This is a genomic window from Sphingobacterium sp. WM (assembly GCF_029542465.1).
In the GTDB taxonomy this organism is placed as follows: domain Bacteria; phylum Bacteroidota; class Bacteroidia; order Sphingobacteriales; family Sphingobacteriaceae; genus Sphingobacterium; species Sphingobacterium cellulitidis.
In genome coordinates this window covers 3,719,870-3,744,971 of the sequence record NZ_CP120709.1, presented here as the reverse complement: position 1 = coordinate 3,744,971, position 25,102 = coordinate 3,719,870, and the positions used below count along the sequence as shown (strand labels likewise).

Sequence of the window (25,102 nt, the reverse complement as noted above, 5' to 3'; positions counted from 1 at the left end):
ACCATCAGACTATGAATAGAAAATCATTTATACAAAAATCAACGCTATTAACAGGAAGCTTATTGATCATGAAGGATCTATTTGCCAGACCCAAGCAAACGGTTTATGGACATAACAACATGAAATATAGTTTGGATACTTCCTGGGCTACGAAGCATTCCCCAAGTTTAACGGTAAATGATTGCCATGAGATGGTTCAAGATAAAAAGGGAAGATTGATATTGCTGACCAATGAGGTGAAAAACAATATTATTATTTTAAATAAAGATGGTAAAATCTTGGATAGCTGGGGCCATGATTTCCCGGGTGGACATGGTCTTACCTTGCATAATGAAAATGGAACTGAATTCCTATATATCACCGATACGGATAAACATCAGGTCTATAAAACGACACTTTCAGGTGAGGTACTATTGACTATTGACGCTCCTTTAGGCGTCGGACTCTACAATAAAAAAGAAGAATTCGTTCCAACGGAAACCGCCGTTGATGAAAATGGTGATATCTATATTGCTGATGGCTATGGTGCGCAGCATATCCTGAAGTATGATCAACAAGGTAAACTCATTGCACATTTTGGTGGGAGAGGTGAAGGAGATCCGCATTTAGATAATGCCCATGGCATAACCTTCGATACCCGCGACAAGAAAAAGACCTTACTGGTTACAGACAGGACCAGAAATTGCTTTAAGCGATTCGATACCTCAGGAAGACTGCTTGATATTATCCAACTTCCTGGAGCTTGTGTATGTAGGCCTGTTATCCATGGAAAACATATCTATGCAGCCGTCCTCCGATCTCCAAATATGGATCTTGCCGGCTCAGGATTTGTTACCATTCTCGATAAAAAGAATAAGGTAATCAGTAATGTAGGTGGTACCGAACCTATCTATACCAATGGCACTCTAGGAACAATGCAACAAATGGATAAAATCTTTGTCCACCCTCATGATGTATGCGTAGATGATGATGAAAATCTATATGTGGCTCAATGGGCTTCTGGAAAAGTTTTCCCTTATAAATTGAATAGAGTGTAAGATAAATCAATCCTTCTTATACATCTTTCTAAACTTGATTTTTTCGGCTTCTCTTTCTAACAATAACCTAGCTAAAGTATGTCCTGCTGATCTAATTCCAGCCTCCTCTGCCAATGACCTTCTAGCCTTATCTTCGGAAACATCAATTCTATAGAGGATACTAATCAGCTTATTGAAATCATGAGAAACCAAATAGTCTAGGTAATTCGCTAGCTTTTCGAATTGCTCCTTTTCGGATTGCTGTTTTAACACTTCCTCCAATTGAAGTTTATCTGCAATTATTCGAATGGGATAGTTCTTTTCCTCCATGTCTACCTATTAAGATTCCTGAAGTAAATGTAGTTCTTATTGTCTAGAATAATAGTATTCCAAGATTTTAAATCCATTGGCATTTAAAAGATATTATTCGAGTTTTGACTTTATTTAAAATAGCCTTCCAATACTATAGTCATTCGCAATTACTTAAGCCCAAATTTTACCCAACACCGCATCTTCGTCTGATTTCCTCCGGACCTTGTCAGAAAATTTTCGAACAAAATCCGACTGATGTCCGAAGAAGGTCCGGCGAAAGTCCGGTAAAATTGGGAACTTGAGTAGGGTTTTTATTGGTTTAAAGTAAAATTAGTTCTCTAAAGGTAAATTGCTGGCTTCTTCTAAGTTTTGAGAAAAAAGTATAAAATTAATTGGTAGATAATATAAAAGTTTTATATTTGTCTTTATGTAGTACATAAATACTAATCAATATAAACTCAATTATTATGAAAACCATGTTAATCAGTTGCTTAAGCTGCCTTATTTTGCTTCTTACTGGTTATCCATCTTATTCTCAATCAAAAATAACTGGGAAAATTTTGGATGATAAGGATCAAGCATTGATGGGAGTGACGATTGGGATAAAAGGTAGCCAAACACAAGTTACCTCCAATGATTTAGGGCTGTTTGAAATTGAAATTAATTCATTTCCGAGCACATTAATTTTTAGCAGTGTAGGATATGAAACTCTTGAGCAGCAAGTTTCCGCTGGTCAAAATAATTTAACGATTCAATTAAAGCCTTCAGATACTAATATAGATGAGATTGTAGTTGTTGGATATGGAACCCAAAGCAGGAGAACACTAACAACAGCTATATCCAAAGTAGATGGGAAAGTCCTAGAGAATATACCAATCAGCACAATTGGAGAAGGTCTTCGAGGTAAAGTTGCTGGAGCTCGAATTTATCAATCTAATAATACTCCTGGAGCAGATGCGGTTTTTAGAATCCGTGGAGGGTCGTCTATCAATAAAACTAATGATCCATTAGTGTTAGTAGACGGTGTTGAACGTGCATTTTCAGGAATTAATCCAAATGATGTTGAATCAATTGAAGTATTAAAAGATGCTGCTTCAACAGCAATTTATGGATCCAGAGCTTCCAATGGGGTTGTTTTAATTACCACAAAGAAGGGAAAAGATTCCGGTTCAGCTAGAATTACTTTTGATGCGAATTATGCATATCAGACACCTGAGTCATTGATAGATTTCATGAATTCAAGAGATTATATATCAACGGTAAGACCTGCTGTTGCATTAAGCCCAAATAAAAATTATAATTTTAATTCAGGTTATTCAGCAAGTTCTGGAAATGATCTTACTTCCATTTATTCAACACGATATTTAAAAGATGGAGAAAGTATTCCTGCAGGTTATCAGAGTATGGCTGATCCATTGGACCCCAGTAAAACCATAATTTTTCAAGATAATGATTTTCAATCCTTATTGTTTAGAAATACCAATTGGCAAAACTATTACATTGGTTTAGATGGCGGAAATCAGACTGTCCGATATGCAGGAAGTACAGGTTATACCAAAGATGATGGTGTTGCATTAGGAACAAATTTTGACCGTTTTACAGCACGAGGGAAAGTCGATGTCAGTATCAATAAAAAATTGACTTTTAACACCATGTTTGATTACTCAAATACTCTGTCATCGGCATTTGAAAATCAAATGAATGTTATCGCGAGAGGCTTAGCAACACCACCAACACAAAAAATATATTATGATAATGGAAAGCCTACTCCGGGATATAATGCTAGCTCGCCAAATCCAGTGTGGTGGGATGCTACAAGAGATATTGGTAATAAAGATAAAAGGTTTTCCCTGTCTGGGGGGCTAGATTATCAGGTATTGGAATCGTTAAAAGCCCAAGTTGTGGTTTCTAACTTTTCACATACCAACAACTATAGTTATTTTGAAAAAGCCCATGAATTTAGTGGTTTAAGAACAACAAGACAAAGCAATGGGCAATTAGATCGGTTGAAATTTGATGGATTATTAAATTACTCCAAAAACTTTGCTCAAAATCATGATTTGTCAGCTATGGTTGGTTATTCCTACCAACAAACGGATAATTCCAATTTTTCGGCTGCAGTAAATGGAGCTAGTTCAGATAAAGTACCTTCATTATCTGCAGGTCCGAATAAAACTGATGCGGATAGTGATAAATGGAGACAGGTTCTGATAGGTTATTTTGGCCGTGCAAACTACAGTTATAAGCAGCGGTATTTATTGATGGGTACATTTCGTTATGATGGTTCGTCTTTATTTGCTAAACAAAATAGATGGGGGTTTTTTCCGGGTGTATCAGCTGGATGGATTGTGTCTGAGGAGGATTTTTTCAAGAACCAAAATGCCATAAATTACATGAAATTAAGAAGTAGTTTTGGTCAAACAGGGAATAATTCCATTGGTCTGTATGATGCCTTAGGAAGGTATGTCGCTGATAATCGTTATGATGGTAATGCTGGAATAATGCCTTCCATTATGCCAAACCGAGATTTAACATGGGAAACCTCTACCCAATTCGATGCAGGAATTGATTTTACTGTATGGAATAACAGGTTAAGTTTCCAAGTTGATTACTTTAATAAAATAACAGATAACTTATTGTTCAGTATGGATTTACCCAATACATCTGGGTATTCTACAGTGCAAACGAATGTAGGCAAGGTGAAGTTTCATGGTTTTGATTTTGAGATTGGTTCCCAAAATATTAAAAGAGAGAATTTTAGTTGGGACTCTAAATTAACTTGGAGTTTTGTTAAAAATAAAGTTCTTAAGTTACCAACCAATGGTCGTGAAAATAACAGAATTGGAGGAATTCAATTGGCAGATGGATCGGCATTTGGTGGGACGGCTGAAGGAGAATCTCTATACAGATATTATGGTTATCAAGTTGATCATATCATTCAAACGAAAGAAGAGGCAGCCAATGCGCGATATGATGAATCAGCTAGAGGGTGGGATCCAGAAGATGGTAAAAGTATAAAAGGTAGAAAAATGCCCGGAGATTATGAATGGGTAGATCGAGATGGCGATGGAGTAATAACCAGTAAGGATCAATTTGAACTTGGGGTGACTGTTCCACATAGTACGGGAGGGCTTCAGAATACCTTTACTTATAAATCTTTTAGTTTAAACGTATTCGTTGATTGGGCACTTGGTCATAGTATAAACCACAATGCCTATATGCGCTATTTCATGAACACATTTGCAGATAATTATACTTTGGTTAATGATGTGAAAAACACATGGAAACAGCCGGGAGATAATGCTCAGTATGCTAGATTCTTTGCAAATGATCCTGATGTTGGAAATTCAAACTTTTCAAGGACTTCATCAGCATTTAACTATAAGGGAGATTACTTAGCAATAAGAGAGGTCACATTCCTTTATAACCTACCAGATAATTTGATTAAGAAAATTGGGGCATCAAATCTCCAAATAGCTTTGTCGGGTCAAAACTTAATGTATTTCTGGGAAGGTGCTGGTAAAGGAATTTCGCCAGAGGTGGGTACAAATTCAACTTATAGCGGTTCCTATTTTAACTACCCAGCGATTCGCAGATATTCTCTTGGGATTAAACTAACCCTTTAATTGATTGATTATGAAAACAAGATTTTTTTACAGCATATTATTTCTAACAACAAGTTTATTAATGCCTAGTTGTTCAGATAAATTAGAAGTGGATTTGGAAAGTGCTATTACAGCAAATTCAATGTGGAAAGACGAAAGTGATGCAAAAGCAGCAATTTATGGTGCTTATGTTAGGATGCGTTCTACCTTTTCAACAGCTTATATATTTTGGGGAGAATACCGAACTGGTCTATGGGGTAAAGGTTTAGAGACCAGTGCTGGATATAGCAATGCTTTCTCAAATCAAATTAACAGTACACATGCTCAAGCAAACTGGAAGGATTTATATACAACGATTAATGATTGTAATCTAATATTAAAATATGTTCCTGAAATTGCATTTACCTCTGATGAAGAAAAAAACAATGTCCTTGGACAAGCTCATTATATCCGAGCATTTTGTTATTATTGGATTGCTCGAATTTGGGGAGACGCACCTATTGTGTTGAGTGGATTTGAATCAAGTACTCAAGAAGATTTATATCCAACAAGAAGTCCGAAGCTAGAAGTATTTAGTCAAGTGGAGAAAGATTTAATTCTTGCAGAAGAATTGATTCCAGAAGGAAATAATAAAGCCCAAATAGCAACAAAATCAGCAGTACAAATTCTGAAGGCAGACTATTATCTATGGATAGCTAAAGTAAACAACGCTGGGCAGGACGCTTTGAACAAAGCGAAAGTTGCGGTAGATAAGGTTATCAGTAGTGGTAAATTTTCATTGTTGCCCAATTTTGCAAATGTTTTCAAAACAGAATTAAATCCTGAAATTATCTTTTGTTGGAGAATGGTAATGGATGAAGCAACGGGTGGATATCCAAGTAATTATTTGGTTCCACTTCAATATGTTTCAGCATCCGTTATAGAAAATCCGATTAAGGTTGGATCACATCAGCAATGGGTTTTCCTTACCAATGAATACAAAGAATTTCTAGCTGTAGAACCTACTGATCAACGGACGAAAGTTAGTTATGAAACGTATTTTGATGTTGGAAAACAGTCAACATTTCAATGGATTAATAAGTATTCTGGAACATGGGAAAATGGAACAAGGATTTTTGATTCTGATTTAGTCATTTACCGTTACGCTGACGCATTATTATTGAGTGCAGAAATAGAAAATGCATTAAATAATCCTACATTGGCACTGCAAAACCTGAATCTAATAGCAAGAAGAGCGTATGGTATTGAAAATAAATACGTTGGATTAGGTAAATTACAAATTGATCAGGCTATACTTTTGGAAAGAAAACGTGAGTTTGTAGCGGAAGGTAAATTATGGTGGGATTTTATTCGTATGGGTGTTGTCTTTACTGAGGTAGAATCTTTGAAATCGCAAAAGGATAAACCTAACGTACTTCTATGGCCAGTGCATGATAGTTCGATAAATACTAATCCAAATATTAAACAAACAGAAGGTTACAATTAATAGAAACATTATGAAAAGGTTAGGCATTTTTATTTTATTATTATTTGTTTGTAGTTCTGTATTTGTACATGCATCAGATATTGAAATACGGTATTATCAACTTCCACTTTTATTAGGAAAGAACAATAATCCGATTGCTAGAATTACTCTTGAAGCAAAGAAGGAGGATGTTGGAAAAGAAATTGGGAAACTATCAATTTCATTGGAAGGGAGTACAAACTTCAATGATTTAACAACTATCAGTTTGTATACATCTAAGATGGACTCTTCGATTAAACCAAACTTAAATAAATTAGACCAAATTGTTAGTATTGAGCCTACTAGTTCCAAAATTATTATTCCATTAAATTATAAAATCCAAATGGAGGGCAAACAATATTTTTGGATTAGCCTAGGTTTAAGACAGGATGTTGATTTGTTAAATAAAATAGTATTTCAGGTTAATTCAATTTCTACCAATAAAAATAGAATTGCTGGAAATTATAAAGAAAAAAAAGTTTTTAGACCTGCATTTTCAGTTCGCAACCATATGCAAGATGGGGTTCATACCTCTAGAATTCCTGGTTTAGCAACATCCAAGAAAGGTACGTTGTTAGCGATTTACGATGCAAGATATGAGAGTTCACGGGATTTGCAAGGGCACATGGATATAGCTGTCCAACGTAGTTTTGATAAAGGTCAAACTTGGGAACCAATTCAAATAGCATTAGATATGAAAACTTGGGGTAGTTTACCTGAAAAGTTTAATGGAGTATCAGATGCTTGTATTTTGGTAGATCAAAATTCTGGAGATATTTATATTGCAGGATTATGGATGTATGGTGTCAAAAATAAAGAAGGAGAGTGGGTTGAAGGTTTAACGGACACCAGTAAGACCTGGAATCATCAATGGCTTACAAAAGGTTCTCAACCTGGATTCGATGTTAAACAGACTGCCCAATTTTTAATTACCAAGAGTACTGATGATGGCAAAACATGGTCGGAGCCTGTGAACATTACTAAGCAAGGGAAAAAGGAAGAATGGTGGCTTTGGGCACCTGCACCAGGTCAAGGAATAACTATGGCTGATGGAACCTTAGTGTTTCCTACCCAAGGTAGAGATAAAAATGGTAATCCATTTTCAAATATCACCTATAGTAAGGATGCTGGAAAAACATGGCATAGTTCTTCCGAAGCAGTGTTAATAGAAAAGGGAACCACGGAATGTGCTGTAGTAGAATTAGAACCTGGTGTTTTAATGTTAAATATGCGAGCGAATCGGAATAGAGGGACTGCAATACCAAATAATGGAAGGGCAGTTGCTACTACAACCGACTTTGGAAAAACCTGGAAAACACATCCGACCTCACTTAATGCCTTAATTGAGCCTACTTGTATGGCTAGTTTACATAAGCATCAATTTAAAAATAGTGGCACAACAAAGGAAATTTTATTCTTTTGTAATCCACATTCTATTGCAAATAGAGACCATATTACTTTGCAAACAAGTTTTGATTATGGTAAAACTTGGCCTAATGAAAAACACATTTTGCTAGATGAATGGAGCGGCAGAGGATATTCTTGTATTACTTCGGTTGATGACAAAAGCATTGGGATTTTGTATGAAGGCAGTCAATCAGACATGGTTTTTCAGAGGATTCCTATAGGTGAGGTAATAAAAGATTAAATAGAAATTATTGCACTAATTGAAATAAATGAGCACAAAAGAAACAAGCATGGGCTTTAAGCCTATTGAAGCTACATCTTTAACAGATTTAGTAGAGCTTAAACTGAGAGATTTCCTTCAGGAGAAAAAACTCAAGGCTGGAGATAGTCTGCCAACAGAAATGGAGATTGCAGAGGCTTTAGGGGTAAGTAGAAATATTCTTAGGGAAGCCTTAAGTCGATTGAGAATGCTTGGAATAATAACTTCCAAAAAGAAAAGAGGAATGGTTCTTACGCATCCCGATGTATTGGGAAGCTTAGAGAAAGTTTTGCAGCCCCAGCTCGTAGATAAAAATACGCTACATGACATTTTTGAACTTAGACTTGTTTTAGAATTGGGGATGGCGGATTTGCTTTTTATGCGAATAGAGGAAAAACATTTGGAGGAATTAGATAAGATTGTTAAAAACGATGATTCCACCAATCCCTCATTTCGAATAAAAAATGAGATAGCCTTCCATGGGAAGTTATATGAAATTACAGGAAATCAAACCTTAAAGCGATTTCAATCTATGCTCATGCCTTTATTTGATTTTGTGCTAAAGACGGAGAAGCGGGTAGTAACACCTAAAGTTAGTCACGCAGATTTGGTTGAACTGATCCGAAAAGGCAATATTGACGAATTTAAAAAGGGAATGGAAGAACATTTAAGACCACATTTAGATGCTCTTGCCAATATAAATAAATAACAAAATGAGATTTCAATCTACCTACAAAGTTAAAGGACTATTAGCCGCGGCTTTTACAGCATATTATCCCACGAGAGAAGTTAATTATGAATACATTCCAAAGATAGTTGAACATTTAATTGATATTGGGATTTCAGGGATTTTTGTTTGTGGCACCAATGGAGAAGGTTTGAGCCTCACTATTGCAGAGCGAAAAAAAATTGCATCAGAATTTGTGCGAGCAGCTCAGGGGAGGGTTAAAATTATTGTCCATGTTGGACATAGCTCGATTGAAGAGGCTAAGCATTTGGCCAGTCATGCACAAGAAATAAATGCTGATGGTTTCTCTTCAGTTTGTGCATTTTATTTTAAGCCCGCCAATGAAACAGTGTTAATGAATAGTTTGGCGGAGATAGCAAATGCTGCTCCTAAATTACCATTCTATTACTATCATATACCACATATTACGGGTGTCAACATCAATCTTGAAAATTTTATTCCAAACTTTTCAAAGTTGGCAAATAATTTTGCCGGCATAAAATTTACATCTTCTGCCATTCACGAATATCAAGATGGAGTTCAAATTTGTGGTGATGATTTCGATATGTTATTTGGTTTTGATGAGTTATTGCTACCTGCATTATCAGTTGGGGCTAATGGAGCTATCGGAAGTACTTATAATTATGCTGCACCGATTTACTTGAAAGTCATAGACCTGTTTTCATCTGGCCAGATTGAATTAGCACAACAATTTCAATATGAAGCGGTCAAAATGATTAAGTTAATTATTAAATATGGACCAATTCCTTCCCAAAGGGCAATTATGCAAATGTTGGGATTTGAAATGGGACCTTCGAGACTGCCATTGCAAACTTTGTCAAATGAAGAATATGATGGATTGAAAAAGGATTTAGAGGATATTGGTTTCTTTAAAACATTGGAATCATGCAGAAACTCTGGAAAAGCTTAATCATTTTTTCACTTATGATGATTGGTTTAACAAGCAAAGGCCAGGAAAATCATTTGGAATTATTAGATACTATTCCGGATAAATTAGGGTTTGCAGGGTCTTTTGCCGGGAAATTAGGTAAAGGAATCGTTAGCGCAGGAGGAGCACAATTCCAAGACGGTATCCCACCTTGGGATTCGGGTGTAAAAATCTGGACAGATAAGCTGTTTTACCTTGAAAATGAAAAATCTAGATGGGTGGAAATAGGAAAACTTCCCTATAAAGTTGGATATGGAGCTTCAGCAAGCTTTAATGGTAAATTCTATATAGCTGGAGGAAGTAATCAGCAGGAGCACTTCAATAAGGTTCTTGAGATTTCAATTGATAATCAGAGAATTAAATTTATTGAATTGTCAAATCTGCCGATTACCCTTGCTAACTGTTCCTTTTCTCAATACGGGAGTTATTGGTATGTGGTAGGTGGACAAGAAAATGTTGATTCAAAAACTGCCTTAAATCGAGTTTTTAAACTTGATTTTGAAGATCTTGAATCAGGTTGGGTTGAGTTGCCTCCGATTCCGGGTAATGGTAGGATACTTTCTGCTTCTGCTGCAAATGAATTAGGTTTATATGTATTTTCTGGAGCTTCATTGAACGATGGGAAGAGAACATATTTAAAAGATGGTTTCATGTTCAATGGGAGTAAGTGGGTTGGGATTGAAAGTTGTCCAGTAGCTATAACTGCTGTCTCAAACCCTGGAGTTGAACTTCAAAAAAACCAATTTATATTTCTCTCCGGTGATAGTGGAGAATTGATTGATTCCGATTTAAGAGAAAATCATCCTGGATTTTCGAGAAAAGTATATACCTATACAGCCGATAAAAATTCTTGGGAAATTACATGTGAAATTCCTTCTCAAATAAAAACAGAAAGAGGAGAAATAAAAGAGATAATTGCACCCGTTACTGCTACAGCTATTCATTGGAATAATAGTGTTATTATTCCAGGAGGAGAAGCTCAGCCAGCTGTTAGAACCAATCAGGTGCTAAAGTTTAAGAAATAAATCAAAATAAATTATGAAAAACCAATTGAACAAATCATTTTATCCATGGTTGGTGGTTGCCTTATTGTGGGTAGTTGCTTTCTTAAATTACTTTGATAGGTTATTGATCACCTCTATGCGAGATCCAATAGTTGCGGATTTTGATATTAATGATGCTCAGTTTGGGTTATTAACGTCAGTATTTCTATGGTCTTACGGTTTGGTGAGTCCATTTGGGGGCTATTTAGCGGATAAGTATTCGCGAAGGATGGTCATAATTTTTTCAGTTGGTGTCTGGTCAGCAGTAACTCTTTGGACCGGATACACACAATCATTTTCAGAAATGCTATTTACTCGGGTACTTATGGGAGTTAGTGAGGCATGTTATATTCCAGCTGCATTAGCATTAATTACTGATTACCATTCTGGAAGAACACGTTCTCTTGCGACTGGTCTTCATATGTGCGGATTATATACAGGTTTAGCTTTAGGAGGGTTAGGAGGATATATTGCTGAATTATGGGGTTGGAGATATGGGTTTCATGTCTTTGGTGCTTTTGGGGTTCTGTATTCATTCTTGCTTCTGTTTTTATTGAAGGATAAAAAGAAAGAAGAACGGTTTGTACAGGAGGATATCAAGGATTCATTTAGTTTGAAAGAAGCTTTAGGATCATTGTTTAAAATTCCCTCATATTATATTATTTTAATATTCTTTTCGGTTCTAGGAATGGCAAACTGGTTAATTAATGGTTGGTTACCTACTTTCATAAAGGAGCAATTTCATCTTGGGTTAGGAAGTGCGGGGATTTCAGCCACTGGATATATGCAAGTTGGGTCATTCATTGGTGTAATAATTGGAGGGATCTTAGCAGATAAGTGGGTGCAAAAGAATCCAAAGGGAAGGATGAATGTTATTTTACTTGGTTTTTGTATTGGAACCCCATTTTTGTTTCTGTTATCTTCAACCACGGTTTTTGGTTTAGCTATTTGCGGAATGATAATTTTTGGCTTAGCAAGAGGTTTCAATGATGCAAATCTGATGCCTTTGCTGCGTCAAGTAATCAATCCTAAATACATTGCAACAGGATATGGATTTCTAAACTTCCTGAGTACAATTGTTGGAGGAATAATGGTCTATGTAGGTGGCGCATTGAAAGATGCGAATGTAAGTCTTGCAATAACTTTTCAAGTTGTTGCAGTTTTATTGCTTATTGCTACTTTGTCTCTTAGATTTATTAAAATTCAGAATAAAGATTAAGGATTTAACTTGAAATAATTTATTAATTTTTACTGAAAAGAAATCTGTAAAATCCTTAGCTTTATCCAACATTTGAATTAAATAACCAACCAATATTATTAACGAATTTAAGATGAAGAAATTCTTTTTCAGTTTTCTCTTTGTTATTGCTGGTGCCAGCATGTCATATTCACAAGATACCTTTGGTATTAAAGCCGGATTAAATTTGGCGAGTCAATTCATTCGGATTGATAACCAATCTGCGAAGACAAAAATTGCTCCTACCTTTCATGTATCAGCCTATTATGATGCACGTATTTCACCTGGTTTTTCAATTCAGCCGGGAATTTCATTGGAAGGAAAAGGAGGTCGATCAGAAATAGATGGTCAGAAATTAACGGATAGGTTTTTATACTTACAAGTTCCGGTCAACTTCTTGGGCAGGGTGCCTGTTGGGACTGGGGATTTCTTTTTTGGCGGAGGACCTTATGCTGCTTATGGGGTTGATGCGAGAGTAACTTCGGGAAGAGAGGCGATTCATTTGCAATGGGGTGATGGAATGGAACAGTTGAATCCTTGGGATGCTGGATTGACAGCTGTATTTGGCTATCGTCATATAAAAGGGTTTGTATTTTCTATTTCAAGTTCAGCAGGATTTATAAATATTTCTAATTCTAGTGAAGCAAAATATTTAAATCGAGTGTCCTCAATTGGTGTTGCGTACGAGTTTGGAGTAAGATAGATTCTCTTAATTGAATAATAACAAAATTGTTATATTAGTGACAGAAATTATAATTGTTTAAGCTCTGCAAAAGGAGTATTTCTTGGCTGAAATAGAACAAAAAAATTATAGACGCTGATATGGCAAAAGTTGATATTATCCAAATTGCAAAGGAGCTTAATATTTCAAAATCAACGGTATCTCGAGCATTTCGGGATAGCAGTGATATCAATCCGAAAACTAAAGAACGGATTCTGAAGTTAGCCAAAGAACTCAACTATCAGCCGAATTATTATGCTAGCAATCTAAAGGAACAAAAGAGTAAAACTATTGCGGTTGTACTTCCGGAGTTGGCCAATAACTACTTTACCCAGATTATTCAAGGTGCGGAGCGAGTGGCGAAGGAACAAGGCTATCACATTCTGATTTTTGTGACTGATGATGATATTACGAAGGAGCGAGAATTTATTCGCAGTTTGGCGAGCGGAAGGGTAGACGGAGTTATTATGTCTGCCTCTGGAGAATCAACTGACCATAGTTATTTGGAGTCCATAAATTATGAGCATCTTCCTATTGTTTTGTTTGATAGGATTTACGATGATATTGAATTACCAAAAATTGTCACGGATGACTATCAAAGTAGTTTCATGGCAACGGAACATTTGATTCAAAGTGGATGCCAGCGGATCGCCTATTTTGTAATCAATAAGGATCTTTCCATTGGTAAAACCCGTCTTCAGGGATATGAAGATGCTTTAAAGAAGTATAAAATCCCATTACGTAAGCGATTAATCGTAGATTGTTCAAACTCTTACGAAGAAAATAATGTGATTATAGAAACCGCTATTGAGAAACAAAAACCAGATGGAATTTTGGCTTCTGTGGAGCGTTTGGCTTTTTCGACCTATTACGTTTGCCAACGTATAGGGGTTAAGATTCCGGAAGACATTAAGATCATAGCCTTTTCAAGTCTTGAAATCGCAGGATTATTACAGCCTGGCTTATCGGTTGTCAGACAACCTGCCATTCAGATTGGGGAGAAAGCCGCATCGACATTATTGAAGCAGCTTTCAGGCGAAGAATTATTGGATGATGAAATGTTTGTGACCATGCAATCTGACCTTGTGATTCGGGACTCTTCCAAAGGTTAAGCTTTTTCAGTTTTGACCGACAAAACCGACAGTGCTGCCAACAGCATAAATACACCCGCCATTGTCAAGCAATAAACTGCCTGATGTTGAAAAACATATTTAACTAATACCGACCCAATTACTCCGTTGACCAATTGAGGGAGAGTAATAAAGAAATTAAATAAACCCATATAAAGCCCCATTTTTTTAGGAGGCACTACTCCAGATAGAATCGAATATGGTGTTGCAAGGATACTTGCCCAAGCAATTCCTACTGCAATCATCGGAATAAAAAGCAAATTCGGGTTTTGTATAAACAGAATAGATATTAGGCCAATTCCTGAGATTCCCAAGGCAAACATATGTGTTTTTCTTTTTCCAATGGCATTATAGAACTTTGGTAAAATCAAAGCAAAAAGCGTTGCTACCAAGTTGTATACACCGAATAGCACACCTGTAAGATTTCCAGCATCAGAATAGGCTACTGAGGAAGTGTCAGAAGGACTAAGATGATAAATATGCTGTGCAATGGCAGGAGTGGTGAAAACCCACATTGAAAATAGGGCGAACCAAGAGAAGAACTGAACCAAGCCAAGTTGTTTCATAGCCTTGGGCATGTTTTTGAAATCCTTGAATATTGAACTGAACTTAGTATTATGAACCTCCTGTTCATCGTCAGACTCTTCAAAAGATTTGAGTTCCTCATTGCTATATTCCTTAGTTGTGATGACGGTCCATAATAGGGAAAGTACCAAAACGATAGCACCAGCATAGAAAGACCAGATGACATTATCAGGGACATGACCTTGTTCAGCGACTTTACTCACCTGAAAATATTCTGAAAGCACATAAGGTAAGAATGAACCAACAATAGCACCAGCGCCAATCAGGAAGGTTTGAACGGCATATCCGTAGCCATGTTGTTCTTTAGGAAGATTATCGGCTACCAATGCGCGGAAAGGTTCCATGGATACATTAAAAGCAACATCCATGATCATTAACATTCCGGCACCAATCAACAATGGCGGGAGGAGTAAGGTGAGGACAGAGGCATTAGGCATCAATGCAAGAGCAGCAGCAGCAACTAATGCACCACCCAGGAAGAAAGGTCTTCGTCTTCCTAAACGAGTCCATGTCTTATCAGAAAAGTAACCAATGATAGGTTGTATCAACATGCCCGATAATGGAGCAACCAACCAGAATAAGGATAAATGCTCAACATCAGCACCAAATGTTTGGAGGATCCGTGAAGCATTGCCGGTTTGAAGAGCAAAACCAAATTGAATTCCAAAAAATCCAAAACTCATGTTAAATATTTGAGCACGAGTAAGCCTAGGCTTCATTCTTTTTGACGTTTGTTGCATGCTGTATAGATGTTAATAATTGGTTTTTCAAAGCTGTAAATTAAAAAATAATATTGTTTTCAAAATATTATTTTTCCAATAGTCCCAACTGTGGCCTCCCTCAAACTCCTCATAAGTGTGATTAATATTAGCTTCTAATAGCTGTGAGTGAAGTTTTCTATTGTATTCTATCAATATGTCATCTTTTCCACAATCAAATCTAAAAGGCTGTAAATTCTTTCTATTAGCAATAAAACTATCTATTAAAGCTAAATCTTTGTCCTCTTGATAGACTTCCAAATTTTCCTCGACAAAATGTTCAAATTCAGGTATGGATGTGATGCTTGATAGGCCAGAGAAAGCGGAGAATAATTCAGGATGTCGGATTCCAAGTCGCATGGCTCCATAGCCTCCCATGGATAATCCGGCAATAAAGAATTTTGATTTTCCTGTAATGTTCTCTGGCAAAACTTGCTTAGCTGCTTGAATACAATCTTCAACAATCCATTTTTCGAAATTTAATTCCTTGTGTTTTACATATCCAGAGCCATCCCCCCATAATCCGTCAGAAGGCATCAATAAAACCATGGGTTTGATTGTTCCAGCTTTAATCGCATTATCCACTTGTTCATGAACTCCTGAACTGAGTGGCCAGCTCCATGCACTACCATACACCCCATGAAGTAAAATTACAACAGGGACATCCACTGGACATTGCTCAGGGACATACATACAGATATCGCCACGACCTTTTAAGTTCTGGGATTTGACCGTGATAAACCTTAAGTTTTTAGTTCCAAATTCGGGGTTTGATTGTTCAATTGACCTAAATTTATTTTCCATTTTTCTTCTTAAAAAATTATGACCCCTTTTGCATTCTTACCAGTTAACATATCTTCAAATGCTTTGGGAAGATCATCTAAGGCATACCGTGCACTGATCATTTCATCTAATAGCAATTCTTTGTTTTGATAATGATGAATGATTTTATTGAAGTCTTCAAATGGGTTACATTTACCATATAAGGGGTTCAGATAGAGCTTGTCCCATTCGAACAAGTTCATATCGAAATTAATTTCCTGTTCAATTCCACTGATCTGAATAGCGGTTCCGGCATTTCTTACCATTGCCAATGGAGCTGCTCCCAATTCAGGTCGGGCAGTGCATTCAAAGGCATAATCAGCACCACGGCCAGCACAAAGGGCTTTTACCTGTTCTGCTATCCGTAATAATCCTTTATCCTGTGGGTCGGCCAATAAGCAATGGGTAGCACCAAATTGTTTTGCCATTTCCAATCGTTTAGGATTTATATCGATGGCAATAATCTTTTCTGCCTTGCTTATTTTGGCTCCTTGTATTACACTTAATCCTACACCTCCCGTTCCAAGGACAACAACAGAACTGCCTGGTGTAACTTTCCCTGCATTCACAACAGAACCGTAACCTGTCATTACTCCACAACCAATAATGGCTGCACATTCAAATGGGAGTTGATCCGTAGTGATTTTAGTAACTGCTGCAGCTTTAACAAGGGAATATTCAGAAATGGTCCCGATATTAAAGGAGCGTTCAATTTGCTGATTCTGCCATAGACAGCCTGCAGCATGGGCATGGCCCAAGTTTGTCTTATGGCCTTGACCTGTTACTGGCGATGATTTTTCACAGATATGATAGTTATGAAGGTTACATTGGAAGCAGGTCATACATGGGATTGCCCAATTCAGAAGTACTGCATCTCCCGGTTTGATATCTTTTACATCAGTACCAATTTTTTCGACTATTCCCGCTCCTTCATGACCAAGAACAAGGTTCTTATTCCAATTGAGAGAGTCATAATCAGTATGGCAAATTCCAGCGGCTTTAATCTTTACAAGAACCTCATCAGCTTGAGGTTCTCCCACTTGAATCTCATCAATAAAAAAATCGCCTTTGCCATTGGTTATGGCGGCTTTGCATGTTATCATCATTTTTTGGGAAATAGAAATTTAAAGGGGATATCCAATCTTTTTGACCAAGCGACCTCATTATGAGGGTCTTCAGGAAACTCCTTGTATAATACCTTCATCTGTTTATCTTTTTGCAATAATTCGTTAACCTGTTGATTGCTAGGTAGAAAGTCGTAATCAAGGTCTTTTCCACCACAATCTAAATAAACCATACTGTTATGTAAAGGTTTGAGGTCGGTTTTGATGCTATTCATGATATTGCCATCATCAAAGAAAAACCCACTTGAAAGACATGCTGCCTTTGAAAATATTTGCGGATAGTTATAGGCTGCGTAAAAGGAAATTAAGCCGCCCATGGAAGAACCAATAATCCCTGTATTGGCACGATCAGTTTTTGTGCGATAAGTTTTGTCAATAAAGGGTTTCAATTCGGTGACAATAAATTTCAGATAGTTTTCACCTTCAGGAGTACCATTGTATTCTATCCAGCGATCCTTTGTATTTGCCATGGCGACAATGATAAATTCTTCGATTTCACCTTTTCGCATGAGGCTATCTGCAATTTCATCCATTCTCCATTCACTTCCACTTAGATTGGTATGATCAAAAAGGTTTTGACCATCATGCGCATAGAGTACAGGATATTTCTTGTTTGTGTTTTCCAGATAGGAAGGTGGCAGCCAAACAACCACATTTCGGATACTTTTCAGATACGTACTTCCAAAATTATGATGGTATCGGACAGTTCCTACAATACTACGTTGGTAAATATCATTCCAATTACTAGGGTTCAACACGATGGTTGTATCTTTTGTGATCTTTAGTTTTATGGGCTGGGCACTTTGGCCATTTCCATTGTATAAGGCTTCTTTAAAATAAGATCCACGCGTAATTTTAAATTCCAGGTCGCTATTCAAAGGAAAAGAATAAGTGCTTTCCCAAACATTGTTTCCTAGGGATTTGAGGGCATTGCTCTTAGGATAAATCCAAAACCCCCAAATACCTTGATTTCCAATTGGGATAATTGAATCTTGCGCTGGGGTGGTAGCAGGGGCATTCACACGAATGGTAAGCTTTGCTTCTTGTGCAAATGCAGTCAATGAAATCGCTAGAAAAAGAGCTACTGCGATAATTTTATTCATCATATCGTTTATTAATTGGTACTACTAAGATATTAGTTTTTATAGCTTAGTCAGCGTGTTATTTTATTCTTAATATGGCTTATTTTGGATTTTTGTAGTAATTTAAAGCATAAAAAGTCCATATCATGCAAAAAGCAAAGCCAGAGATATTACAAAATGGGTTACAAGAGTCATTCTTGATTCGGACCTTCGGTCATGAGGCATTTTTGGCACCCTATCATTATCATCCGGAATATGAGCTGACCTATATCATACATGGTAAGGGCAAGCGATATATTGGAAATCGGCTAGATGATTTTAGTGATGGTGACTTTGTCCTTATTGGTCCTAATCAACCTCATTGCTGGAAGTTGGATCAGGAGGATTCCAAGGCAAGTGCTGTTGTAATCCAGTTTACCCATGAGTTTTTGGGTGCTGAATTCTTTGAAAAACCTGAGTTTTCAAATATTAATGCATTGCTTAAAGAAAGTCAGGCAGGTCTTTCCTTTCATCAGCCCAAAAAATTGACGAAGTACATCTTGCGCTTACGTAAATCCCAGGGGGTTGAAAGAATTCTGAATTTTCTGGAACTGTTGAATGAGCTTGCCAGACAGAAATATCATCCCATCCATGTAGGTGCTTTAGAAAATGGAAATAGCAGTCTGACTGATACTAATCGGATCAATGTCATCATGGCCTATATTGTCGAGAATTTTAAGAACGATATTAGTTTGGATGATGTTGCCAATGTAGCGAACCTGACACCCAATGCTTTTTGTAAATATTTTAAAAAGTTAACCCGAAAGACCTTTGTAGATATGGTGGTACAGTATAGAATGAATTATGCTGTTCAGCAATTATTGCATACAGATGAACCCATTAGCTCCATTGCTATGGCTTCCGGTTTTAATGATATGTCCTATTTTTATAAAACCTTCAAAGCCAAAATGGGCATGAGCCCATTGGCTTATCGAAAGAAATTTATGGATTAAGATTTCAATTCAAAATCCACACTTGGGTTCCATATCCTGGAACTGCAATCTGAAGATTATTTGCTGTTGATTGTCCTTTATTATCGCCAAATACCAATTTAGGTTTGCCTTGTTCCATAGGAAGATCTATTTTTTCTTCCTGTTCAGAGATGTTTATGAAGACCATGGCTTTTTCCTTGCCATTATCTCTATAAAAACTGACTATGTTTTTGCTTGTATTGGCCAAGGATTGGTATTTACCATTGATCAAGACAGGGAAATCAGATCTCAGTTTGATGAGTGTCTTATAGGTACTCAGCAAAGAGTTCGGGTCATTTTCTTGTTCCTCGACGGATATGCCATCGTTGCTTTTTACGGTGCTGGTATTCCACCATGGTCCAGAATCTCTGTACCAATAAGGCATTCCTGGGCTATCCTTGTCCTTTTTCCATTCGAAAGCTTCGCGATATGGAATTTCATTTGCATCCGTTATGCCGCCATATTTTCCAAAGAAACTATCGCCTAGCATTCCGATTTCCTGACCATAATAGATGGAAGGAACTCCAGCCATTAGTAGATTTAGGGCAGCACCAACTTTCTCTTTTCCTATATCCTGTTTTACGACACTTGAAAAACGTGGTATATCATGGTTTTCAATAAAAATGATTTGATTTCTACCTTCTGGCGTATCGCGGAAAGTAGTATCAGCGAAAGCCATGATCTTCTCTTTATTCATGGTGCGAATAGCCTGTTGGATTCGGAATCCAAATACCCAATCCACTTTTGCCTGGGTTAAATAATCTATTCCATAGGATCCCCAATCAGCTTGTTCAGCCATAATATGGATTTTGGGATTTACAGACTTTAAGGTATCAATCAATGGAACCCAGAAGTCTCCAAAAAGATTGGTTAATCTACCTTTATTATCTAGGTCGTCCATCATATGGTCTAATCGAAAGCCATCCACTCCATCATCAAAGTTGCCATCCTTATTTGGGTCTAGCCAATAGCTGAATAGATCTTTGTTGTATTTTATGACGTCTTTATTAAGCAGATTAACTGTGGTTATCTTTCTTCTTTGGCCATCGAAACCAAGTAAATCATAGATATCAAATACAATGGAGGAAGGTTTCAGTTGTTCCTTATCATCATACAGGATATAATCCGAATAAGGAGAAGACGGATTTCCATACGAATCTTTATACCAGAGATGGTCTTCAGTGACGTACTGCGTTTCCATATCCATATAAATTTTCATCCCTCTTTTATGGATATCTCTAACCAGGGATAGGTATTCCTCCTTAGTTCCATAAGTAGAATCAATTTTTTCAAAATCACTGGAATAGTAATTATGGTAATAAACCGATTCATATAATGGAGTCAATAAAATAGAAGTAACTCCTAGATCTTGCAGGTAATCCAATTTTTGTTGGAGTCCTGCGAGATCGCCATTTTGGTCAGCATTGCTATCATAGAAACTACGTTGAAAAACATGATAGATAATTTCATCTTTGACGATTTCCTTATCTGTTGGTTTTTCCTGACAACTGGTCAGCGCAAGTACACTATAACAGGCAATGAGCGAAAGATTGAATAATTTTCTTTTAAGCTTAGCCATACCTGTTTTGATTACAGTACAGGATTGATTTCAGAATCTGCCAATGTACCGGCTTCTTTTCCCATAAGCCATTGTTGGCGATCGTTCTCTTGCCATTTATGTTTGGGTTCAGTGACTTTAGCACCATCTGCGTAATAAATAATGGTCATTACTGAACGCATTTTATCTGAGGAGTTACCTGGAGCATTATGGATGGTATAGCCATAATGGAAGGTTGCATCGCCAGCATTCATGTACTCTGGACTAGAGATTTTAAAGTTGTTCTCCTTTACATATTCAGAGAATGTTTTTTCAGACTCATCAGAGATAATGATTTCGGAGACATTGTTTTGTTTATGAGAGCCCGTAGCGAAGGTCAACATTCCCATTTCAGGGTTAGGGATATCTACTAAAGGCATCCACATGGTGATGGTGTTATTGGTGTCCAAAGGCCAGTAATTTTGATCTTGATGCCAAGGAGTTGGACCACCGCCTGCTTCTTTGAATAATGCTTGGTCGTGGTACAATCTTACCTTTTCAACGCCTAATAGGTCGGCTGCGATTTTTGCGAATCGTTTTGCAAGGACAAAACGCTTTACTTCTTCGTCTACTCGCCATAGGTTCATGATTTGTAAGAAGGCTTTGCCATAGGTGTCACGATCTTCCAGTTTTCTTTTCTCTTCATTATGCTTATCTACAGCATTGCTGATTACTTGGCGGAAGTGCTCGACCGTGTCTTTGTCTAGTACTTCGCGGATTAAGATATGTCCATTGTTTTGGAATTCGGAAGATTCAGCTGCAGTAATAGGTTTTACCTGATCTAATATCTGATTCGATGATGTGCTCATGATTTATAAATTTGGTTTACATACAAAGTTAATAGAGAAAATCATCATACTTTCGGGGGAATATAGGCATCTATATGGTTTATTTTATCCTTAATGCAATTAGAGGTTCTTAAATTGATAAAATAAGCACTACAAATATTGGGTGATTAAATGTTAAGTTTTTTCTGTAAAAGGTAGGTTTTAAGAAGAAAAGGGGTGTTGAAATCGGGAACGGTTTCGGTAATTCGATAAATTATAGCAGGCTTTTAGTTCTTATTTTGTTTTATATATAATTGATATATAGGTTTTTAAATAAAAAATTGCTTGATTTTTTGCTAAAAATAAAAAAAGTGAAAAAGTATTTTTTTTATAACATTTCTATAATAATTTAGTAACAAACCAATAGGGGGGCAATGAATGCCTTGCCGATTATAAACAAAAAAACAAAATATGATTAGGGATTTTTACAATTGGCAGTTTCGGCTAATAATTATCTTCATCTTCAGTTTTCAAATTGTTTCGGGTCAGCAGAACTTACAACTTTCGGGTAAAGTAATGGATGAAGCTGGGAAGGAACTTGCTGGGGCTACGGTAAGGGTAAAGGGTACAAACAAGCAAGTTTCTACCAACGAGTCGGGACAGTATGTGTTGGACGGATTGTCAGCAGGGAGTATGGTAGTTGAAGCAACTTATGTAGGTTATGGCAGCTCCGAACAGAATGTGAACTTGACTTCATCACAGACATTAGATTTTACATTGAGTTCCAATGCGTCGGAGATCGGTGAAGTTGTAGTGATTGGATATGGATCGGTAGAGAAGAAGCATGTGACGGGAGCCGTATCGAATGTACAATCGAAGGATTTTCAAAAAGGAGCTATTACATCGCCGGATCAATTGATACAAGGTAAGGTTTCTGGGGTTTCCATTACTTCGAATGGAGGTTCTCCAGGTGCTGGAAGTACTATTCGCGTACGAGGAGGAGCATCATTATCAGCGAGTAATAATCCATTAATTGTAGTTGATGGAAACCCATTGAGTGGTGCCGGAATTACAGGGTCAGCCAACCCTCTTTCCCTAATCAACCCAAATGATATTGAGTCCATGACTATCCTGAAAGATGCGAATGCAACTGCAATTTATGGTTCCAGAGCATCAAACGGGGTAATTATCATCACGACTAAAACAGGTAAAATCGGAAGGCCAAAACTTACCTTATCTACCGTAAATTCCCTTTCTACCATAGCTAATCAAGTAGATGTGTTGACAGCAGATCAAGTTCGTTCATTTGTTAATGAAAGTGGAACAGCTGCTCAAAAAGGACTTTTAGGATCTGCAAATACCGATTGGCAAAGTCTAATTTATCAGAATGCATTTACCACCGATAATAATGTAACCTTAGCGGGAGGTTTAAAAAATATGCCATATCGTTTTTCTATTGGACATCTAGAGCAATCTGGTATTTTGAAGAATGATATGTTAAGAAGAGGAACATTAGGGGTGAATATTTCGCCACGTTTCTTTGATAACCACTTGAAATTAGATGTTAATTTCAAGGGAACATTGACCAATCAGGATTTTGCAAATACAGGTGCCATTGGTTCGGCGATTGTTTTTGATCCTACCCAAGAGGTATATGATTCATCTAGCCCTTATGGTGGATTCTTTGAATGGCAAGAAGGTGCAGTTCCAAATTCATTGTCACCAAGAAACCCAGTTTCATTATTGGAAAATTACGCCAATAGAGGTGATTCAAAAAGAAGTATCGGTAACGCACAATTGGATTATTCATTCCATTTCCTTCCTGAATTACATGCTAACGTAAATGTTGGTTATGATATCGCAGTAGGAAAAGGAGCGACAAGTATTCCTGATTTTGCAGCATCTAACTTTGCTAATAAAGGATTCTTCCAACGTTATAAAGGAAAGATGAACAATACTTTTATTGAGGGTTACCTGAGCTATGTAAAGGATATTGAAAGCATCAATAGTAATGTCAATGTAACTGCAGGTTATGGATATTACGATAATAAAGAAACCCAGTATAATTTCGAGTCCATGAATGCACATAACGATGTGTTGACAACTCCGAATTTTCCAGATAATGTACAGCAAAACAGATTGCTATCCTACTATGGAAGGTTGATTTATTCGTTCTCAGACCGTTACATCTTATCAGGTACTGTACGGGCGGATGGATCGTCTAAATTTAGTCCGGATGGACGTTGGGGAATTTTCCCATCTGCGGCATTTACCTGGCGTATTAAAGGTGAGAATTTCTTGAAAGACAATAACAGTATCTCAGACCTGAAACTTCGTTTGAGTTACGGTGAAACCGGAAATAAAGATGGTATTGCTAACTATGGATTTATTCCAAGCTATTATTACAGTACCAATGAGTCGCAGTACCAAGTTGGCAACCAATTTTACCATGTTTATTCACCAATTGCTTATGATGAAACTCTTCGTTGGGAATCTACAACAACTGCTAATATTGGTTTGGATTATGGTTTTTGGGGAGGTCGTATTTCTGGTAGCATCGATGCTTATCAGAAGAAAACAAAAGATCTATTGGCAACTATTGAAATTCCAGTAGGTACCAATTATAGTAATCAATTGTTGACCAACGTTGGTAACATGGAAAACAGAGGTGTTGAGGGTAGCATCAATATTCAGGCGATTAAATCAGAGAACTTCAATTGGGATTTAGGTTTCAATATGACCGTCAATGAGAGCAAGGTTACTAACCTGACTTTAAGTGATAACCCAGGTTATCAATTGGCGGCAGGCTGGATTACAGGAGGTACTGGGAATGTTATCCAATACCATACTGTAGGATTGGCTCCTTTCCAATATTTTGTTTACAAACAAGTTTATGATCAGCAAGGACAGCCTTTGGAGGCAGTTTATGAGGATTTAAATGGAGACGGTGCAGTTACACCTGCTGACCGTTATTATTATAAAAAACCAGCTCCGGATTATTTTATGGGTTTTACAACTTCCATAAACTACAAACGCTTGACCTTGAATACAGTATTGAGAGCAAGCTTCGGAAACTATGTGTATGATAATATTTCTTCAAATTTTGGAGTAGGACGTAATATTTTAAATCCATCAAGATTTATCAATAATGCGACTACAGATGTTTATAATACCAATTTCAACAACAATCAATATTATAGTGATTACTACATCAACAACGCTTCATTCTTAAGGATGGACAATTTAGGGTTGATTTATAATGTAGGTCATTTGGATAAGGAAAAGACTGTGACGATGACTGTAAATGCGAATGTTCAGAACGTTTTTATAGTTTCAAAATATAAGGGTGTTGATCCGGAATTATTCAATGGTATAGATTATACCTTGTATCCAAGACCGAGAGTGTATTCACTAGGTTTAAACTTTGGGTTTTAATATTAAATAGGA

19 protein-coding genes are annotated in these 25,102 nt (G+C 36.9%); 12 read left to right on the top strand and 7 right to left on the bottom strand.

Going from position 1 to position 25,102, the window contains the following annotated elements:
- Positions 1–11 precede the first annotated feature (11 nt).
- Positions 12–1,037, top strand: coding sequence for a 6-bladed beta-propeller (locus tag PZ892_RS15925; protein ID WP_182499119.1), 1,026 nt, complete (start codon positions 12–14; stop codon positions 1,035–1,037).
- Positions 1,038–1,043: 6 nt separating this feature from the next.
- Here PZ892_RS15925 and PZ892_RS15920 read toward each other — a convergent pair whose 3' ends face one another.
- Entirely contained in the window at positions 1,044–1,346 is a 303-nt protein-coding gene (locus tag PZ892_RS15920; protein WP_182499118.1) for a hypothetical protein, read from the bottom strand.
- A gap of 449 nt (positions 1,347–1,795) precedes the next feature.
- Here PZ892_RS15920 and PZ892_RS15915 point away from each other — a divergent pair, with 449 nt between their 5' ends.
- From PZ892_RS15915 to PZ892_RS15875, 9 genes are all read left to right on the top strand, one after another.
- The gene (locus tag PZ892_RS15915) at positions 1,796–4,954 is read left to right on the top strand and encodes a TonB-dependent receptor (protein ID WP_277711528.1); all 3,159 of its coding nucleotides are present in this window, start codon (positions 1,796–1,798) and stop codon (positions 4,952–4,954) included.
- A gap of 10 nt (positions 4,955–4,964) precedes the next feature.
- Positions 4,965–6,419, top strand: a complete 1,455-nt coding sequence (locus PZ892_RS15910; protein WP_277711527.1) for a RagB/SusD family nutrient uptake outer membrane protein — start codon at positions 4,965–4,967, stop codon at positions 6,417–6,419.
- 10 nt (positions 6,420–6,429) lie between these two features.
- Positions 6,430–8,085, top strand: a complete 1,656-nt coding sequence (locus PZ892_RS15905; RefSeq protein WP_094280654.1) for a sialidase family protein — start codon at positions 6,430–6,432, stop codon at positions 8,083–8,085.
- A 28-nt stretch (positions 8,086–8,113) separates the two neighbouring features.
- A complete protein-coding gene (locus PZ892_RS15900) occupies positions 8,114–8,812 on the top strand; it encodes a GntR family transcriptional regulator (RefSeq protein WP_094257229.1) in 699 nt (232 codons plus the stop codon).
- 4 nt (positions 8,813–8,816) lie between these two features.
- Positions 8,817–9,761, top strand: a complete 945-nt coding sequence (locus tag PZ892_RS15895) for a dihydrodipicolinate synthase family protein (RefSeq protein ID WP_094257228.1) — start codon at positions 8,817–8,819, stop codon at positions 9,759–9,761.
- Entirely contained in the window at positions 9,737–10,804 is a 1,068-nt protein-coding gene (locus PZ892_RS15890) for a hypothetical protein (protein WP_277711523.1), read from the top strand. Before PZ892_RS15895 ends, PZ892_RS15890 begins: the two co-directional genes overlap by 25 nt.
- Positions 10,805–10,817: 13 nt before the next feature.
- A complete protein-coding gene (locus PZ892_RS15885) occupies positions 10,818–12,041 on the top strand; it encodes an MFS transporter (protein WP_094257226.1) in 1,224 nt (407 codons plus the stop codon).
- 112 nt (positions 12,042–12,153) lie between these two features.
- On the top strand, positions 12,154–12,762 hold the full coding sequence (locus tag PZ892_RS15880; protein WP_094257225.1) for an outer membrane beta-barrel protein: 609 nt from the start codon (positions 12,154–12,156) through the stop codon (positions 12,760–12,762).
- A gap of 119 nt (positions 12,763–12,881) precedes the next feature.
- Entirely contained in the window at positions 12,882–13,892 is a 1,011-nt protein-coding gene (locus PZ892_RS15875) for a LacI family DNA-binding transcriptional regulator (RefSeq protein WP_094257224.1), read from the top strand.
- Here PZ892_RS15875 and PZ892_RS15870 read toward each other — a convergent pair.
- The 4 genes from PZ892_RS15870 to PZ892_RS15855 all read right to left on the bottom strand — a co-directional run bounded on the left by PZ892_RS15870 (position 13,889) and on the right by PZ892_RS15855 (position 18,305).
- Complete coding sequence (locus PZ892_RS15870) at positions 13,889–15,178, bottom strand: MFS transporter (RefSeq protein WP_277711520.1); 1,290 nt, start codon at positions 15,176–15,178, stop codon at positions 13,889–13,891. The two genes, PZ892_RS15875 and PZ892_RS15870, sit on opposite strands and share 4 nt — an antisense overlap.
- An 84-nt stretch (positions 15,179–15,262) precedes the next feature.
- Complete coding sequence (locus PZ892_RS15865) at positions 15,263–16,057, bottom strand: alpha/beta hydrolase-fold protein (RefSeq protein WP_182499112.1); 795 nt, start codon at positions 16,055–16,057, stop codon at positions 15,263–15,265.
- Between the two features lie 8 nt (positions 16,058–16,065).
- Positions 16,066–17,181, bottom strand: a complete 1,116-nt coding sequence (locus PZ892_RS15860; protein ID WP_277711518.1) for an alcohol dehydrogenase catalytic domain-containing protein — start codon at positions 17,179–17,181, stop codon at positions 16,066–16,068.
- Positions 17,178–18,305, bottom strand: coding sequence for an alpha/beta hydrolase-fold protein (locus tag PZ892_RS15855; RefSeq protein WP_277711515.1), 1,128 nt, complete (start codon positions 18,303–18,305; stop codon positions 17,178–17,180). The genes PZ892_RS15860 and PZ892_RS15855 overlap by 4 nt, the downstream gene beginning before the upstream one ends.
- 122 nt (positions 18,306–18,427) lie before the next feature.
- On the opposite strand from PZ892_RS15855, the gene PZ892_RS15850 reads away from it, so the two are divergent.
- Positions 18,428–19,273 carry an AraC family transcriptional regulator gene (locus tag PZ892_RS15850; RefSeq protein WP_094257219.1) on the top strand — a complete coding sequence of 282 codons (846 nt, stop codon included), beginning with the start codon at positions 18,428–18,430 and terminating at the stop codon, positions 19,271–19,273.
- A gap of 4 nt (positions 19,274–19,277) precedes the next feature.
- Here PZ892_RS15850 and PZ892_RS15845 read toward each other — a convergent pair whose 3' ends face one another.
- Entirely contained in the window at positions 19,278–20,870 is a 1,593-nt protein-coding gene (locus PZ892_RS15845) for an alpha-amylase family glycosyl hydrolase (protein ID WP_277711513.1), read from the bottom strand.
- An 11-nt stretch (positions 20,871–20,881) separates the two neighbouring features.
- Positions 20,882–21,697, bottom strand: a complete 816-nt coding sequence (locus PZ892_RS15840) for a phytanoyl-CoA dioxygenase family protein (protein WP_094257217.1) — start codon at positions 21,695–21,697, stop codon at positions 20,882–20,884.
- A 429-nt stretch (positions 21,698–22,126) separates the two neighbouring features.
- On the opposite strand from PZ892_RS15840, the gene PZ892_RS15835 reads away from it, so the two are divergent.
- Entirely contained in the window at positions 22,127–25,090 is a 2,964-nt protein-coding gene (locus tag PZ892_RS15835; protein ID WP_277711511.1) for a SusC/RagA family TonB-linked outer membrane protein, read from the top strand.
- Positions 25,091–25,102: the final 12 nt, after the last annotated feature.